Here is a 16,108-nt window from a genome sequence, read left to right as displayed (position 1 = left end):
CCCCGGTGGGGGCCGAGCGCCGCCGGGGGTTACTCGTCCCGCGTTGCGGCCTGCAACTCGTGTGCGAGTGCTTCGAGTTCGGCGCCGCCGGCCATCTGTCGGGTGAGCTCCTGAAGGGAGATCTCGCCCTTCTCGTAGCAGCCCAGGCTGCGGCCGCGGCCCAGCAGCAGGAAGCGGTCGCCGACCGGGTAGGCGTGGTGCGGGTTGTGGGTGATGAGGACGACCCCCAGTCCGCGGTCCCGGGCTCTGGCGACGTATCGCAGAACCACGCCGGACTGCTTGACGCCCAGTGCCGCGGTCGGCTCGTCGAGGATGAGCATCCGGGCGCCGAAGTGCACTGCCCTGGCGATGGCGACGCACTGGCGCTGACCGCCGGAGAGTGTGCCGACCGGTTGTTCGATGTCGCGCAGGTGGATGCCCATCTCGGCGAGCGCGGCGCGGGCGGTCTCCCGTCCTGTGCGCCGGTCGAGCCACCGGAGGGGTCCGAGTCGGCGGACCGGCTCGGAGCCGAGGAAGAAGTTGCGCCACACACTCATCAGTGGGACGACCGCCAGGTCCTGGTACACGGTGGCGATGCCCCGGTCGAGCGCCTCGCGGGGCGAGGAGAGGCGGACCGGGACGCCGTCCAGGAGCAGCTCTCCGCTGCTGTGCTGGTGGGCTCCGGCGAAGATCTTGATCAGTGTGGATTTGCCGGCGCCGTTGTCGCCCAGCACGCAGGTGACTTCACCGGGCCGGACGACGGTGTCGATCCCGCTCAGCGCGGTCACGCTGCCGTACGTCTTGCCCAGGTCGCGGGCTTGCAGAATAGGGGGTGTCGTCATCCTCGCACCCTCTCCGTGCGGCGTCGGACGGTGTTGTTGACCAGGACCGCGGAGATGAGCATCGCCCCGAGGAAGAGCATGAACCAGTCGCTGTTCCAGCGGGCGAAGACGATGCCCTGGCGGGCCATGCCGAAGATCAGGGCACCGATCGAGGCGCCCACCGCGGAGCCGTAGCCGCCTGTCATCAGGCAGCCGCCGATCACCGCGGCGATGATGAACTGGAACTCCAGGCCGACGCCCTGGCCCGCCTGCACGGTGGTGTACCGCAGCAGGTTGATCGCGCCCACCAGCCATGCCGCGGCGGCAGTGCCCATGAAGAGCAGCACCTTGCTGCGGACCACCGGCACGCCGACCTGTCGCGCGCTGGGTGCCGAACCGCCTATCGCGAACACCCAGTTGCCGAACCGGGTGCGCACCAGCAGTGCCGAGGCGGCTGCAGTGACCGCAACCCACCACAGGATCGACACCGGGAACGGCGCCCCGCCCACCTGGACGGTGGAGGCGAAGAGGTAGCCGGCCTGCGTGTATCCGTCCGCCTCACGGATGCCCGAGACCTGCACGGTGCCGGTGACCAGCCGGGTCACACCGAGGTTGAGGCCCTGCAGGGCGAGGAAGGTGCCGAGGGTGACGATGAAGCTGGGCAGGCCGGTGCGCATGACCAGCCAGCCGTTGAGCGCCCCCACGGCGAGAGCGAAGGCGAGCGCCGCCGCGAGCGCCGCCCAGACGTTCCAGCCCGCGTACACGGCCAGCAGTGAGGTGATCAGCGCGGAGGAGGCCGTCATCACGCCGACGGACAGGTCGAACTCGCCTCCGATCATCAGGAGGGCCACAGCCACTGCGGCGATCCCCAGGGTCGCCGAGTCGTCGAGCCAGGTGGCCGCGCCCAGGGTGCTGAGGAACTGGCCGCTGATCAGCGAGAAGAAGGTGAGGACCAGCCCGGCGCCGAGCAGAGAGCCCAGTTCGGGCCGCGCCACCAGGCGGGCCAGCAGCCCGACCCGTCCCGGGGCGGAGGAGGCGGTGGCCGCCTGCTGTCCCGCCGTGGTCATCGGGTGCCTCGGTCCGCGAACCGGGTGACCTGGTCGACGTTGGACTTGTCGACGAAGCCCGGACCGGTCAGCACCGGCATGCCGCCGCCGAGGGTGTTGCCGTTGTCGTGGAAGAGCTTGAGCATCACCACCGCGATGTAGCCCTGCTCGTACTGCTGCTGGTCCACGGCGAAGACCACCGTGCCGGCCTTGATCGCGGCCAGCACGTCCTTGTTGAGGTCGAACGTGGCGACCTGGGCCTTCGAGCCGACGGCGGCAACCGCCGTGACCGCGCTCTGGGCCACCTGGGAGTTCAGGGTGAGCACCGCGTCGATGGAGGGATCGGCCTGCAGCGCGCCCCGGATGCGCGCCACGGTGTCCGCGGGATTGCCGAGGTCGACCTGCAGGTTGGTGACCGCGGCCCCGAAGCCCTGCTTGGCGCCGTCGCAGCGCTGGTTGAGCCCGATGTTGCCGGCCTCGTGGATGACGCACAGGACCTTGGTGCGGCCCAGCTTCTTGAGCTTGGCGCCGGCCCCTTGGCCGGCGACGGATTCTTCCTGCCCGACGTGGCCGATGGCGCCGAAGGAAGCACTCGCGGCGGAACCGGAGTTGATGGTCACCACCGGGATCCCGGCGGCCACTGCCGCCTTGATCGATGACTGCAGGGCGTCCGGGTTGGCCATGGAGACGACCAGACCGCCGATGTGCTGGGCGATCGCGTTGTCGATCAGCTTGGCCTGGCCGGCGGGGTCGGGGTCGGAGTTGTAGGAGACCTGGATGCCGAGTTGCTTGCCCGCGTCCGTCGCGCCGTGCTGCGCCACGCTCCAGAAGGAGTCCCCTGTACCGCCGTGCGTGACCACCTCGACGGTCAGCGGGCCGGCGGTGTCCGCGCCCTTGGCCGCGGTGTTCGCGGCAGAGGGCGGCGCGTCAGCGGATGGGCCGCTGCATGCGGCCAGCAGGGCGAGGGCTGCCGCGGCGGCAGCCGCCGACAGGCGCACGCGGCGCCGTCCGAGGCGGCGCGGCCACTCGGGCGCGGTCGGGTTCGACGTCGTCATGGTGCGTCCTTCCACAGGGGTGGGGCCGCCGGCCCGTAGGGCTCGACGGCCGTGGGGGACAGGTGAACACCGCGCCGCAGCGCGGGGCCACGCAGTGATCCCGGATCGCAGCGCCCTAACCGGGAAGCCGGAATTAGAGCGCTCTAATGACTGAAGCGGCACCACGATGTAGCCTGCCGATCGGCGAAGTCAAGACCGCCCGCACGATGGGCGGGAACCGTTACCCGCCGGCGCCGGCCCTGCCGGTAATCCGCAGGCCAGCACACAGCGCAGGAGAGACAGATGGGCCGACCGACCATGGAGGACGTGGCACGGCGTGCGGGCGTCTCCCGCGCCCTGGTCTCACTGGTGATGCGCAACTCGCCGCAGGTGAGCCCGGGCCGGCGTGAGGCCGTGCTGCAAGCAGCCGCCGAACTCGGATACGCCCCGCACGCCATGGCGAGGTCGCTGGCCAGTCACACCTCGACGGTGCTCGGTGTGCTGGTGTCCGACCTGCACAACGCCTTCTTCGCCGAGGTCGTGGACGGGCTCGACGCCGCGGCCCGGGCCGCGGGCTTCGAGCTGGTCTTCAACACCGGCTGCCGGGACGCCGCGCGCGAGCAGAAGGCCGTCGCCAGCCTGTTGTCCTTCCGGCCGGCCGGGGTCGCGCTGCTGGGCCCCGTCGTCCCCGCGGCCACGATCGCAACCGCGGCCGCAACCTGCCCGGTGGTCCTCGTCGCCCGCACCGTCCGCTCCACCGCGGTCGATCTGGTCAATGACGACGGCCGGACCGGTTCGGCCCTCGCGGTGGACCACCTGGCCGCGCTCGGCCACACCGCCATCGCCCACTTCGACGGCGGCGCGGGTTCACAGGCCGCACCACGGCGACGGGGCTACCAGGAGGCGATGAGCCGCCACGGTCTCGAGGCGCTCGTCGTTCCCAGTGAGTACACCGACACCGCCGGCGCGCGGAGCACCCGCGAACTGCTGGCCGCCAGACCCGCCCCCACCGCGATAGTCGCCGCCAACGACTACAACGCGGTGGGGGTCATCGCTGCACTGGAGGAGGCCGGGCTGCGTGTGCCCGAGGACGTCTCGGTCGTCGGGTACGACAACACCGGACTGGCCGCCATGCACCATGTCGGCCTCACCACGGTCCACCAGCCGGCCGTGGACATGGGTCGGCTGGCGGCCGAGGCGCTGATCGCCCGGGTCCGCGGTGGCGGCTCGCCGGTTCACCGTCTGCTGCAGCCCTCGCTGGTCGTGCGCTCCACCACTGCACCGCCGCGCGCCTGCGGCTTCACGGCGTCGACGGCGCGGTGACGGGCTGCTCCCGGGCGGCGGCCGCGGCGGAGAGCTCGGGACCGGTGGGCAGCAGGTCCAACAGTGCGGACGGAACCGCCACCGGCGCGTTCGAGTTGTAGCCGAGCGCCGACGCCGCATCGCCGCCCAGCGGGTACTTCACCCCCAGGTCGGACACCAGGTACTGCGCGCCGCGCCGGTCGCCGCTCAGCGCGGGGGCCTCGGCCAGCAGGCCTCCGCCCGGGACCACCAGGGCCCGGCCCGCGCCGGCTGCGCCGCCGGCCGTCGAGGGGACGTCCGCCAGGCCGACCACGGCCGACGCCGCTGTCCCGCCGGGGCCGAACAGCAGCCGCACGCAGGGCGCCTGCACACGACCGTAGGCGGCTTCCACCAGCACGGGCGTCGTGGCGGGCAGACCGGCGGCATCCACCGTGTGCCCCGACAGGGCCGCCGCGGCCGCGTCGGAGGAACTGACCGCCACCGCCGTCACCCGCCCGTCCGGGTAGGCGCCACGGCTGCCCGGGTCTCCGAGCAGCAGCGCCGCCTCCAACGCGCTGACCGGCGCGAGGCCGTCCTGGAGCACCAGGAAATAGCTCGTTCCTGGTCCGCCGTCGGTGGTCGTCGTCACCGAGAGGACCTGGCCCACCTTGGACGCCCGGCCACCCACCCGGGGGCCGTCCGCACCCTGGCCGGGCACCGAGGGCGCCCGCAGGTCCGGCCCGGACGGCAGCGCGGCCAGCCACTGGGCCGGAACCCGCCAGGGCTGGTGGCCGCCGTAGCCGAGGGCCACCAGCACCGCACGGTCGGGGACACGCAGGCGGTGGTCGTGCCAGGCCAGGTACAGCACGCCGTCAGGCCCTTCCAGCAACAGGGCGCTGACACCCAGGGGCGCGCCGATCGGCCGGGCGTTGTCGAGCGCCACCGTGGTGCGAACCGCTGTCCCTGCCTGATCGGATGCAGGATCGGCGCAGAGGGTCCACTGCCGGCCGGTGGCGGCCGGACCCGGCTGCGGCAGCGAGTCCGGCGCACCGGGGATGCCCAGGGGAACTCCGCGCGGCACCGCCGCAAGCGTCTTCTGCGCGACGGACTTCACCTGGAGTTGGGATCCTGTGAGCAGCCGCGCCGAGGTGTAGTTCAGGACGGGGTGCAGGACGCCGTCGACAAGGAGGTACCGGGTGCCGGTCTCTTTCTCCACGACAAGCGTGTCGGAAGTCTGCCAAGCGGTGCCCGAGGCCGGGAGCACCAGCCCGAGGACGGCGGCTCCCGCCGCCAGGACGAGGGCCAGCACTCCGCCTCCGACGGCCGCGCCCGTGAACCTGCGCATCGGCGTCTCTGCGGCGTCGGGCTCTCCCCGGGTCAGGGCAGACACCACCCGGCCCAGGACGTAGAGGTGCGCCTGGAGCTGGTCCTGCTTGCTCTGCATCGTCTTACTCCGCGTGTGAGGGTCGTCCGTGGGCAACGCTCCCGGCGTGCATCAGCCGAACAGCCCCCGCAGGTACCCGTACAGCCCCAGTACCTGGCACAGCACCGGGACCAGGCTCAGCGCGGTCAGGCTCTCGGCGAGATCCGCAGCCCGCCCCCAGTAGGGCAGCAGCCTGCGCCCCGGCAGGCGGTGGGCGGCGGCCACCATGACGACGGCCAGCAACACCAGGGCGCCGAGCTCGACCACCAGCCGCTGCGGCGTCGGGGACGGTGCGGCCTCTCTGGTGGCCAGCAGGACCAGGCCCAGCACTCCGGGTACCAGTGCGGCCAGGCGCTGCCAGGCGCCGAGCAGCACCCGGCTGCGCAGGAGCAGCACCAGGCAGGCGATGGCGCACAGCACGGGGGGCGCCCAGCCTGGCGCATGGCCGAGCCGGATCAGGCAGATCGTGCAGAGCGCGCCGAGTGCAACGAACAGCGCGGTCATGAACCGGTCGGTGTTCTTGACCTGCTCCAGCAGCGGCGGGGCCGGGATCGGCTCGACGTCCTCGCCCAGGTCGTCGGCGCCGGTGGGCAGCGCGGTGGTGTGCAGCCTGGCGAGCCGGAATGCGGTGACGGGCACCGACGGTCCCAGTGCAAGAGCGAGACAGAGCAGGACGGCCGCGGCGCCGGTGCCGGTGAGCAGCCCGGTGGCGGCCGGCAGGGCGGCTGCGGCGCCCAGGGCGCCGACGCATGCGGCGCCGACGAACACCGGCCGCCCCGCCGGGCCGCTCAGCGCGCCGAGAACCGCTACGGCCGCCACGGCTGCGCCGGCGGCGAGGAGTTGGCGGGGAGCCAGGTGGCCGACGTACGGCCCGCCGCCTGTGGCGAGGGCCGCGGCGAGCGCAGCGTAGGGCAGTGCGGCCAGTCCCACCGTGGTACCTGCCGAGACGCTTCCCCAGGTCCGTGTCAGCAGTACCGCCCCCACGGCCAGCAGGGCCGCAACCAGTGCGCCGGCGGCTGCCCGCGGCCCGTTCGGGGCGGGGACGAGCAGCACGGCCCAGCCGGTGGCGAGCGCTGCCAGGGCGAAGCCGAGCAGCAGGCGGCGGGTCATCTCCTCGTGCCAGCGGTCCGGACGGGATCGGATGCCGGTCGAGATTCCGTCCACCAGGTCGTCGAAGTCCATCTCGGGCACGGCGTCGGCGCGCGGACGCAGCGTCAGTAGATCCCCGTCGCGCAGGCCGAGTTCCGCGGGTGTGCGGTCCTCGTCCAAGGGTGCCTCGCCGAGCCGCTGCAGCACCCAGCCGTCGTGTTCGAGACCTGCGTCAGCCAGATCTGTACCCGCGTGCTGGAGCACCGCCGGCAGCAGGTCGGAGAGGGTGACGCCCGCGGGGACCGCCACCTCCACCTGCCGGTCCGGGGCGGCGACCACCAGTCTGCACATCTCCCCCGCGCTCTGTCCGCTCACCTCGGCGCACCCATTTCGCACTCATTTCCGAACCTCCGGCAGGGTCCGGCACGTACCTACAAGTGGTGGCCGGTCCCAGAAGGCGTGTGCCCCTGCATCTGTACACGGCCGGGAACTGTCCCCGGGTTCACCCGGACTACGCGGACACGGTTCACCAGCGGTTCTAAGGAGGCCCCTTCACGTGACCACAGTCGTCTTCCGCCGCCCGCTGCGCCGCACCGGACCGGAACTGCCCGGCGGGGAGATCGCCCTCCAGGAACCGCCCGTCCTACCCGAGAGGCAGGGCGGCGGCATGTCGATGGCGATGATGTACCTGCCGATGGGCGTGTCCTCCGGCGCGATGATGCTGATGTTCGTGCAGCCCGGGGCGAAGGCTGTCAGCTACCTGGCGTCCGGAGCGATGGCGCTGTCGATGGTGCTCATGCTGTTCGGGCAGATGGGCAGCGCATCCGGCGAGCGCAAGCGCCGACTCAAAGGTGCGCGGCGCGACTACTTGCGGTACATGACCCAGTCCCGCCGCCAGGTCCGCAAGACCGCGCTGCGCCAGCGGGCCGCGCTGGCTTGGCAGCACCCCGACCCGCGAGGCCTGTGGTCGGTGGCGATGAGCTCGCGTCTGTGGGAGCGGCGGGTCAGCCACGACGACTTCGGAGAGGTACGGATCGGCACGGGTGAGCAACGGCTGGCCTCCCGGATACAGGCACCGCAGACCAAGCCGGTCGAGGATCTGGAACCGCTGTGCGCGTCCGCGCTGCGACGTTTCATCCGGGCGTATGCGGTGGTGCCGGACCTGCCGGTCGCCATCTATCTGCGGGCCTTCGCCCGGGTGCTCATCTGCGGGGAGGACGAGGTGCGACGGGGCATGGCGCGCGCCGTCCTCGCCCAGCTGGCCGTCTTCCACTCCCCCGAGGATCTGGTCATCGCGGTGTGCACATCCGACGAGCACCGCGCCCAGTGGGAATGGGTCAAGTGGCTGCCGCACGCCCTGCACGGCTCCGAGCACGACGCCGCCGGCCAGGTACGCCTGATCACCGACAGCTACGCGGGGTTGGAACAACTGCTGGGTGAGGATTTCACCGAGCGTCCGCGGTTCGATCCGAACGCGGCGCCGAGGAAGAACGAGCCGTACCTGCTGGTTGTCCTGGACGGAGTTCCCCTGCCGGCGGGGGCTCGGATCGCCGAGTCCGGGATGGCCAACACCACCGTGCTGGACGTGTCCGGCTCGCTGCGCTGGAAGGCCGACCGTCTCACTCTGCGGTTGAACGTCGACACCGACTCGATCGAGACGGTGGACAGCGACCGCACGGGCAAGGACGTCGTCACCCGTGTGGGCCGACCCGATCTGCTCAGTGTCAGGCGCTGCCACACGGTGGCCCGCCTGATCGCCCCGTACCGGATGGGGACCTCCACCGAGGCCGCCGACCCGCTGGCAGCCGACCTCGAACTGACTTCCCTGCTGGGCATCGACGATGTGCAGTCCTTCGACCCGGAGACGCTCTGGTCCGCCCGCTCCCCGCGCGAGCGGCTCAGTGTCCCCATCGGTGTGGCCGAGGACGGCTCCCCGGTCGAGCTGGACATCAAGGAGTCAGCCCAGGGCGGCATGGGCCCGCACGGCATGCTGATCGGCGCGACCGGCTCGGGAAAGAGCGAACTGCTGCGCACCCTGGTCATCTCACTGGCCGCCACACACTCCTCCGAGGTGCTGAACTTCGTCCTGGTCGACTTCAAGGGCGGTGCCACCTTCACCGGTCTGGACGCCCTTCCGCACACCGCCGCGGTGATCACCAACCTGGCCGACGAACTGCCTCTGGTGGACCGCATGCAGGACGCCCTGCAGGGCGAGTTGGTGCGCCGTCAGGAATACCTGCGGCGCACCGGATACAGCTCGCTGTACGAGCACGAGCGGGCCCGGCTGCAGGGAGCCCCGCTGGAGGCTCTGCCGACCCTCTTCCTGGTCGTCGACGAGTTCAGCGAACTGCTCAGCACGAAACGCGAGTTCATGGACCTGTTCGTGATGATCGGACGGCTCGGGCGCAGCCTGGGCGTGCACCTGCTCCTCGCCTCGCAGCGGCTCGACGAGGGTCGGGTGCACATGCTGGAGTCGCACCTGTCCTACCGGATCGGCCTGCGGACCTTCTCCGCCGCCGAGAGCCGCAGTGTGCTGGGTGTGTCCGACGCGTACCAGCTCCCGTCCTCTCCCGGAAACGGCTACCTCAAGTCGGACATGAACCTGACGCGTTTCAAGGCTGCGTACGTGTCCGGGCCGCACAGGGCACCCGAGCGCCGCCGCCCCCGCTCGGTGGTGGAGCGGCAGGTCGTCGGCTTCGGCTCCGACTACCTGCCCCTGCCCGTCGCCGAGGTGTCCTCGTCTGCCATCGGACCTGTGCAGCAGACGGCAGGTGCCGATGCGCCGACCCTGTTCGATCTGCTGCTGGAGCGGTTGCGCACCCCCGGGCCGCCGGCCCGGCAGGTGTGGCTGCCGCCGCTGGCGGAGCCGCCGAGCCTGGACCAGCTCATGCCGCCCCTCGTCGCCGACCCCGCCCTGGGTCTCACCTGCTCCGACCCGCAGGCCCGTGGTTCACTCACCGTCGCCCTGGGCATCGTCGACCGCCCCTTCGACGGGCTGCGGGAACTGTTGAGCGTCAACTTCTCCGGCGCGGCCGGCCATGTGGGCATCGTCGGCGCCCCGCAGAGCGGCAAGAGCACGCTGCTGCGCACTCTCATCACCGCCCTCGCCCTGTCGCACACACCGCACGAGGTGCAGGTCTACTGCCTGGACTTCGGCGGCGGCACGCTCGGCAGCCTCGCCGGCCTGCCACACGTCTCCGGGGTGGCCTCCCGGCTGGAGCCCGACCGGGGCGCCAGGATCGTCGCCGAGGTCAGTCAGCTGCTCGCCCGGCGGGAACGCCGGTTCTCCGAGCAGGGTGTGCAGTCGATGGCCGCCTACCGGCGGATGCGCCGGGACGGTGGACCCGGCGACGACCCTTGGGGGGACGTTTTCCTCGTCGTCGACGGCTGGTTCACCCTCCGCCAGGAGTTCGAGGCCTGGGAGGCAGTCATCACCGACATTGCCAACCGCGGTCTCAGCTACGGTGTCCACGTCGTCGTCAGCTCCACCCGCTGGTCCGAGATCAGGCCGTGGACCCGCGACCTTCTCGGCACCCGTCTCGAACTCCATCTCGGCGACGCCATCGAGTCCGAGGTCAGCGGCAAGGACGCGGCCCGGGTCCCGGCCGTCCCCGGGCGCGGGCTCACCCCCGACGCCCTGCATTTCCTCGCCGCGCTCCCCCGCATCGACGGCTCCGGTTCGGTCGAAGACCTTCAGGAGGCCACCGCCGCCCTGGTCACGGAGGTCGCGCACAGCTGGAAGGGCTCTCACGCCCCGGCCCTGCGGATGCTGCCGCACACCGTCCCGGTCGCCGAACTGCCCGTTCCGCACGGCGACCTGCTGGTCCCTATCGGCGTGGACGAGCAGCGGCTGGAACCGGTGTGGCACGACTTCGGGCAGCACCCCCATCTCATGGTCTTCGGCGACACCGAGAGCGGGAAAACCAATCTGCTTCGGCTGATGGCCCGTGCCGTCGTCCACCGGTACTCGCCGCAGCAGGCCCGGATCATGATCGCCGACTACCGTCGTGACCTCTACGAGTGGGTTCCGGAGCGGACCCAGCTCGGCTACGCCGTCTCGGAGTCGGCGCTCGCCGAGATGATGGCCTCCACCGCCCAGACCCTGAAGGGCCGCCTTCCCGGACCCGAGATCACCCCGGACCGGCTGCGGCAGCGGGACTGGTGGGTCGGACCCGAGCTGTTCGTCCTCGTCGACGACTACGAGCTGGTCGGCGGCGGGCTGCACGGCCCGCTGGCGCCACTGCTCGACCTGCTGCCCCAAGGCGCCGAGATCGGCCTGCACCTGATCGTCGCCCGCTCCAGCTCCGGCGCCTCCCGTGCCATGTCCGATCCGGTCCTGCGAAAGCTGTGGGAGCTCGGCACACCCGGGCTGCTGCTGTCCTGCAGCAGGGAAGAGGGTACTTTCCTCGGCGATGCCAAGCCCCGCCTGCTGCCGCCGGGCCGGGCCACCCTGGTCACCCGCCGGCAGAACCTACTGCTGCAGACCGCTTTCCTCGATCGGCCCGACCTCCCCCGCCACGCCGGCTGAGCCGCACACGCCGCCGGCTCGCGGGCGGTTCACGCGCGCGTTCCCCCTGCGTCATCGGCCTGACCCGCTGATGGCCGCAGAAGGAAACCAGCGCGTGAACAATGACCGAGCTTTTCCGGATACCGCCTGGTAGAAGGCCTTTCGGGCGGCCGCGCCGCGCATGCTGTCCGGGTGACGACTACTGCGGCGCACACGCGGTTCGTGTCCGGGCGCGACGGCTCGTCGACCGACCCGGGTCAGCGCCGGTGAGCGCCCGGGGTGCCGTTCTGGAGCCCTCTCACGCCCTGGCTGCCGTCGGGCTGCCCGATCCCGGCGGCAACCCCGGAGTACTGCGCGACAACGCCCAGGCCCACTACGACCTCGCCGCGCAGCTGCGTGCGCACAGCGCCTTCGTCGAGGACCTGGCGCGACAGTCTCAGGCCGTCTGGCAGGGCAGCGCTGCCGACGCCTTCCGGCTCGCCGCCGCCTCCCACTCCACCGACCTGTCGACCACCGCATCGATCGCCGTGAAAACGGCCGAGCAGCACGAAGACCACGCCTCCCGGCTCGGGCAGGCACTGGAGATCCTCAAGGAACTGGCGATCCAGATCGGCGCCACCCTTGCTTTCATCGCCGCCGCAGCCGCATTCCCGCCACTGCTCGCCGCTGCCGAGATGCAACTGGCGGTGTTGGCCGTCGATGCCGGTCGGCTCGTGCAGTGGCTGGCCGACGTGCTCTCCGCGGTCGTCCGCTTCTTCGTGCGGGCCCGGACCTGGATCGCGCAGTTCAGCAAGCTCGTCTGGCGCGGTGAGTCCTTCAGCCTGGGGTACGGCAAGCTCGTCTTCGACGGTACCCGCGACATGGTGGTGGACGTGCTCGCGAACCTGACCGCCCGCGGGATCGGCCACAAGCCGCTCGACATCACCATGCTCTGGAGCGCGCTCGGCAGCGGGCTGGCCGGCGGCCTGCTCGGCGGGCTGGAAGCGAGCGGATTCAAGAAGATCCTCACCGAGGCCGGCGAGGTCAAGCGTGCTGCGGACGGCCTGCCGGAGTTCGTGAGCCTGGGAGAACAGGGGAAGTCCTGGGTGAACTCCCTCGGGAAGGCGCCGACACGGGACAGCGCCGTGGTCGGGCACACCGATGCTCTGGGGACGGGCTCGACAGCCACCGCAGTCGGCACCCCCGGCAACGGGCTCAGCCGGGTGACCAGCAATCTGGAAGGCCTCACCCGGGTCTCCAGTCGCGATGAGGTAAGGGGCGCCGCAGGCGCCTCTGGAGGTTCTGCAGCCCGCTCCGGTCCGGGGGCCTCGGCTGGGCCCCGCCCGTCCGCCGATATGCCCGTTCCCACCCGGGAAGAGATCGCCCAAGCACTCGGCGGCGCCGCCGAGACGGGCCCCCGCGGCGGCGTGCGGTTCGAGGAGGCCCCGGTGAAGTCCGTCGCCACGCGACAGCCCACGCCCGCCGCCCCGAGCCCGGCAGGCTCTCTCGACCGGTTCCTGGCGGCCCGGGCCGGCACGCGTAAGGCGGGGCTGCGGGGACTGCCCGGCGAGGGAGCTCCGCTCGCCCGGCAGACAGCGGCGGCCGACGCCACCCATCGCAGCACGGCCGCGGCGCATCGCGACGCGGAGCTGGCCCTGCGGTCGGCCCGGGAGCAGCTCAGGGCAGCCGAGCAGCTGGCCGCGGCCCGCACCGAGGAGCTCGGCCTCTCCAGAGCGCGAGTGTGGGCGGCCGAGAGCCGGCACGACCTCGCCGAGGTCTTCGGCGATCCGGTGCGGACCCGGCATGCGGCCCAGGAGGTGACCCGGGCCCGGGCCCAGGAGGCGGCCAGCACGCGGCAGCTGGAGACGACGCTGAGCGCGCGAAGTACCGCGGACGCCCAGGTGCGATCCGCCTCCCGTGCTGCCGAAGCCGCAGCGGCCGAGGCCTCGGCAGCACGGCAGCAGCTGGACGCCGCACTGGCCCGACAGCAGAAATGGCAGGAGTTCGCGGACACCGGAAAAGCGCTCCGCGAGGAGTCGTCGGCCCCGACGCTGTTCGCCGACGTCCTGCGGCACAACACCTGGAAGGAGGGTCTGCCCGTCGAATACGGTCTGGTCGTCCGGGACGGCGAAATGCGCCTGCACCCGGTGGGGTGGCAGAAGGAAGGTGTCGGGGGATTCTCCCCGCAGTCCCTCAAGGCCATCGAGGCCCCGAAATCGTGGCGCGAGGCACTGGTGTACGAGCCGGTCAAGGGCTTCTTCAAGGGCTCTCTGAGCAACACCGTCTCCACCGGCATCACCTACCGGCCGGGACAGACCAATCCGCTGGTGTGGGTGGGGGTTCCTATCGCCGGGGTCGGCAACGTGGCCCGCGACCTGCTCAAGGGAGTGTCCGTCAACCGGCTCTTCCCTGACAAGAGCATCGAGGACGCATTGTTCCGCGTCGCCACGAAGAGTCTGGGAAAGCAAGTCATCCGGATCGTCATGAACGAGATCGCTCCCGCGCGGTCGTGACATCCCGGGGCTCGGACCTGCTGTCCTGCCGGTCCGTCCCGAGCCAGTGCGCCATGGCCTCGGCCCGGTTCGCAGCCTGGAGTTTTCCAAGGATGTGGTTGATGTGGTTCTTGACCGTCTTCTCGCTGAGCACGAGTCGGCTGGCGATCCTGGAGTTGGACAGGCCCTGCGCGACGAGATTCATGACTTCCCGTTCCCGCCTGGTCAGTGCGTCGATCTGCCTGTTCTGCGGTGCTGCCCGCACAGGCGAGCCCGTCTGCAGTCGGCCCAGTATCGCTGAGGTGGCCTGCGGGGACAGGTGCGCCAGCCCGGGGCCGGCGCGCAGAACGGCGCGGATCAGCTCGTCCGGGGTGAAATCTCCGTGGACGAGGAAGCCTGATGCCCCCAGACGCATCGCGGATTCGACGGTGGCCGGATCGTGGGTGTAGGTGGTCATCAGCACGCGGGAGATCGCAGCGAGGGGTCGCAGTACGCTCAGGCCGTCAACCTGGGGCATACGGTTGTCCAGCAGGATCACACCCGGTTGGAGTTGCTGGGCAAGGTGCAGTGCCGCACGCCCGTTCCCGGCCTCACCGAGGACGGACAGTCGTGGGTCGGTGCCGAGCAGCGCCCGAAGGCCCATCCGAACCACCGCATTGTCGTCAACGATCAGGACACCGAGGGGCTTGCCTGTCAGGTGGTCGATCATGTCCTGCTGCTTTCTGCGTACGGATGCCGCCAGGCGGGCCGGCGCGGCGCGGGGCGGGGCGGTTCAGGGATGGCAGACGGTGCAGGCGCCAGGCGCGGACGGGTCGGCCGGGCCGACGAGCGGGAGGCGGGCGCGCACCTCGGTACCGCCCTGCCCGCTGCGTCCGATGTGCAGGCTGCCGCCGAGCAATTCGGCGCGCTCGCGCATGCCGAGGACTCCGTAGCGCGCGCCGCGTTGCCGGTCCACCGGGACGGAGGCGGAGTCGAAGCCGTGTCCGTCGTCACAGACCACGGCCTCCACGAGGTGGCCGTCGAGCGAGACCGCCACTCGCAGGTGGGCGGCGGCGGCGTGCCGGGCCGCGTTGGCGAGTGCCTCGTCGACGATGAGCAGCAGTTCACGGCGGACCTCGCCGTCGAGTTCGGCGTCGACGCCTTCGGCTACGTGAACCGTCCAGTCGGTCGCCGCCCTCGCCGACCAGGCAGCGGCAGTGCGTTCAACAGCCTCCCGAAGCGGTTCGACACACCCGACCGTGGGGCTGCGCAGGCCCGTCATCAACTCCCTCGCTTCCCGGGATGCCTGGCGGGCGGCAGCGGCGATCTGTTCGCCCCACTCCACCAGGTCCGCCCGGTCGAGGTGGTCCTGGCGGACCGCACGGGCGAAGGCCTCGGCAGCCAGGGCGATGCCGTCGACGGTCTTGCCCAGCGAGTCGTGCAGGCCACGGGCCAGCCTTGCGCGTTCCGCGTCTGCAGCGCGCTGCGCCTTGTCCTCGCAGGTCCGGCGGCGGGCCGACATGCGGCGGGGCGGCACGGGAGGGCGGAGTACGGACAGGACCGCGGCCGTCGCGAAGAGGACGGACCCGGCGGGGGGAAGAGGCGCAAGGCCCCAGGTCGCCGCGGCTGCGCAGCCGGCGCCGAGAAGGGCGGCGACGGCCCGGAGCGCGGGGCGCGGACCGGAGGCATCCTCCTGCTGACGGTGGGCCATCGTCGGACCTCTCGTGCCGGGACGGGTTCCGAGTACCCACAAGGCCCCGGGCATAGTGTCCTGGGGCCCTGGAAGTTCGGGTAGGTCTCAGCATCCCGGCAGCCATGTCGGGAAACATCCGCCAGCAGGCCAGTAGGCCTCCCACGTGCGGCGGGGCCGGGCCTAGGAGGCCTTCCCGCGCGCCATGCGGCGCTGGCGGAGGGCCGCCTCCACCTCCCGGACCTGGTCGCGCATGGCTGTGGCCCAGTTGCTCTCGCGCTGGCAGAAGTCGAGAAGTTCCCCGTTGTCCGGAGAGGTGCGCAGGAGTCGGATCCTGTGCAGGGCGGTCTGGGCGGTCGCCAGTTCGGACTCGATGTAGAGCCGGACCATCCGGGCGAGCTCGTCGGGGCGCCGGTGGAACACTCCTTCGCACTGCCAGCGGGCGGGGCCGAGATCGAAGAGCCAGGCTTTGGCCGATCGTTCGAAACCCGGCGTGTCAGGATGAGCCACGCTCCCGGGCCACGGCGGGTGGCGGACGACGGGAGCGGTCGGGGCGGTGTCGGGAGTGCGGGTCGCGGGTGGCGCCGCCGCGACGGGCTGTGACAGGTGCATAAGTGGCTCCTTGCTGGTCGTACCGCCACAGACAGGGCGTCGACCTGGGAAGTTCTTGGCAGGCTAACCGGCACCCGGCGGCCTCGAAAGAGGGGCCTGGGCCCCTGGTCCCGGAATTGGATAGGCCCGGGCCCGGCTTTTCGGGCAGGAATGTCGGTCGATTCCCGGGCTGGGCG

The 16,108-nt window shown here is 71.5% G+C and carries 11 protein-coding genes; 3 read left to right on the top strand and 8 right to left on the bottom strand.

What is annotated here, in order from left to right:
- Window positions 1–29: 29 nt before the first annotated feature.
- Genes AB0P35_RS20840 through AB0P35_RS20830 form a run of 3 tightly spaced genes read right to left on the bottom strand, consistent with a single transcriptional unit; the run spans window position 30 to window position 2,901 of the window.
- Window positions 30–821 (bottom strand): ATP-binding cassette domain-containing protein, encoded by a 792-nt coding sequence (locus AB0P35_RS20840; RefSeq protein ID WP_363512533.1) that lies wholly within the window; start codon window positions 819–821, stop codon window positions 30–32.
- Window positions 818–1,867, bottom strand: coding sequence for an ABC transporter permease (locus AB0P35_RS20835; protein WP_363512531.1), 1,050 nt, complete (start codon window positions 1,865–1,867; stop codon window positions 818–820). The genes AB0P35_RS20840 and AB0P35_RS20835 overlap by 4 nt, the downstream gene beginning before the upstream one ends.
- A complete protein-coding gene (locus AB0P35_RS20830; RefSeq protein ID WP_363512529.1) occupies window positions 1,864–2,901 on the bottom strand; it encodes a sugar ABC transporter substrate-binding protein in 1,038 nt (345 codons plus the stop codon). The genes AB0P35_RS20835 and AB0P35_RS20830 overlap by 4 nt, the downstream gene beginning before the upstream one ends.
- Window positions 2,902–3,183: 282 nt before the next feature.
- On the opposite strand from AB0P35_RS20830, the gene AB0P35_RS20825 reads away from it, so the two are divergent.
- The gene (locus AB0P35_RS20825; protein ID WP_363512527.1) at window positions 3,184–4,203 is read left to right on the top strand and encodes a LacI family DNA-binding transcriptional regulator; all 1,020 of its coding nucleotides are present in this window, start codon (window positions 3,184–3,186) and stop codon (window positions 4,201–4,203) included.
- Here AB0P35_RS20825 and eccB read toward each other — a convergent pair.
- Together eccB and eccD are read right to left on the bottom strand one after the other, a co-directional pair.
- Complete coding sequence (gene eccB / locus AB0P35_RS20820; protein ID WP_363512525.1) at window positions 4,181–5,605, bottom strand: type VII secretion protein EccB; 1,425 nt, start codon at window positions 5,603–5,605, stop codon at window positions 4,181–4,183. The two genes, AB0P35_RS20825 and eccB, sit on opposite strands and share 23 nt — an antisense overlap.
- Before the next feature lie 51 nt (window positions 5,606–5,656).
- A complete protein-coding gene (gene eccD / locus AB0P35_RS20815) occupies window positions 5,657–7,048 on the bottom strand; it encodes a type VII secretion integral membrane protein EccD (RefSeq protein ID WP_363512523.1) in 1,392 nt (463 codons plus the stop codon).
- A gap of 181 nt (window positions 7,049–7,229) precedes the next feature.
- On the opposite strand from eccD, the gene eccCa reads away from it, so the two are divergent.
- Window positions 7,230–11,201, top strand: coding sequence for a type VII secretion protein EccCa (gene eccCa, locus AB0P35_RS20810; protein WP_363512521.1), 3,972 nt, complete (start codon window positions 7,230–7,232; stop codon window positions 11,199–11,201).
- Between the two features lie 101 nt (window positions 11,202–11,302).
- Window positions 11,303–13,672, top strand: coding sequence for a hypothetical protein (locus AB0P35_RS20805; protein ID WP_363512519.1), 2,370 nt, complete (start codon window positions 11,303–11,305; stop codon window positions 13,670–13,672).
- Here AB0P35_RS20805 and AB0P35_RS20800 read toward each other — a convergent pair.
- From AB0P35_RS20800 to AB0P35_RS20790, 3 genes are all read right to left on the bottom strand, one after another.
- Window positions 13,641–14,360, bottom strand: a complete 720-nt coding sequence (locus AB0P35_RS20800) for a response regulator transcription factor (RefSeq protein ID WP_363512517.1) — start codon at window positions 14,358–14,360, stop codon at window positions 13,641–13,643. The genes AB0P35_RS20805 and AB0P35_RS20800 overlap by 32 nt on opposite strands.
- A 63-nt stretch (window positions 14,361–14,423) precedes the next feature.
- Complete coding sequence (locus tag AB0P35_RS20795; protein ID WP_363512515.1) at window positions 14,424–15,152, bottom strand: ATP-binding protein; 729 nt, start codon at window positions 15,150–15,152, stop codon at window positions 14,424–14,426.
- A gap of 351 nt (window positions 15,153–15,503) precedes the next feature.
- Window positions 15,504–15,932 (bottom strand): hypothetical protein, encoded by a 429-nt coding sequence (locus tag AB0P35_RS20790; RefSeq protein ID WP_363512513.1) that lies wholly within the window; start codon window positions 15,930–15,932, stop codon window positions 15,504–15,506.
- Between the last annotated feature and the right edge of the window lie 176 nt (window positions 15,933–16,108).

Origin of the sequence: Kitasatospora sp. NPDC085879 (assembly GCF_040686255.1) — a bacterium.
Lineage (GTDB): Bacteria > Actinomycetota > Actinomycetes > Streptomycetales > Streptomycetaceae > Kitasatospora.
Note: the sequence above shows the minus strand (reverse complement) of the source record. Positions and strands in the feature narration are given on the sequence as shown.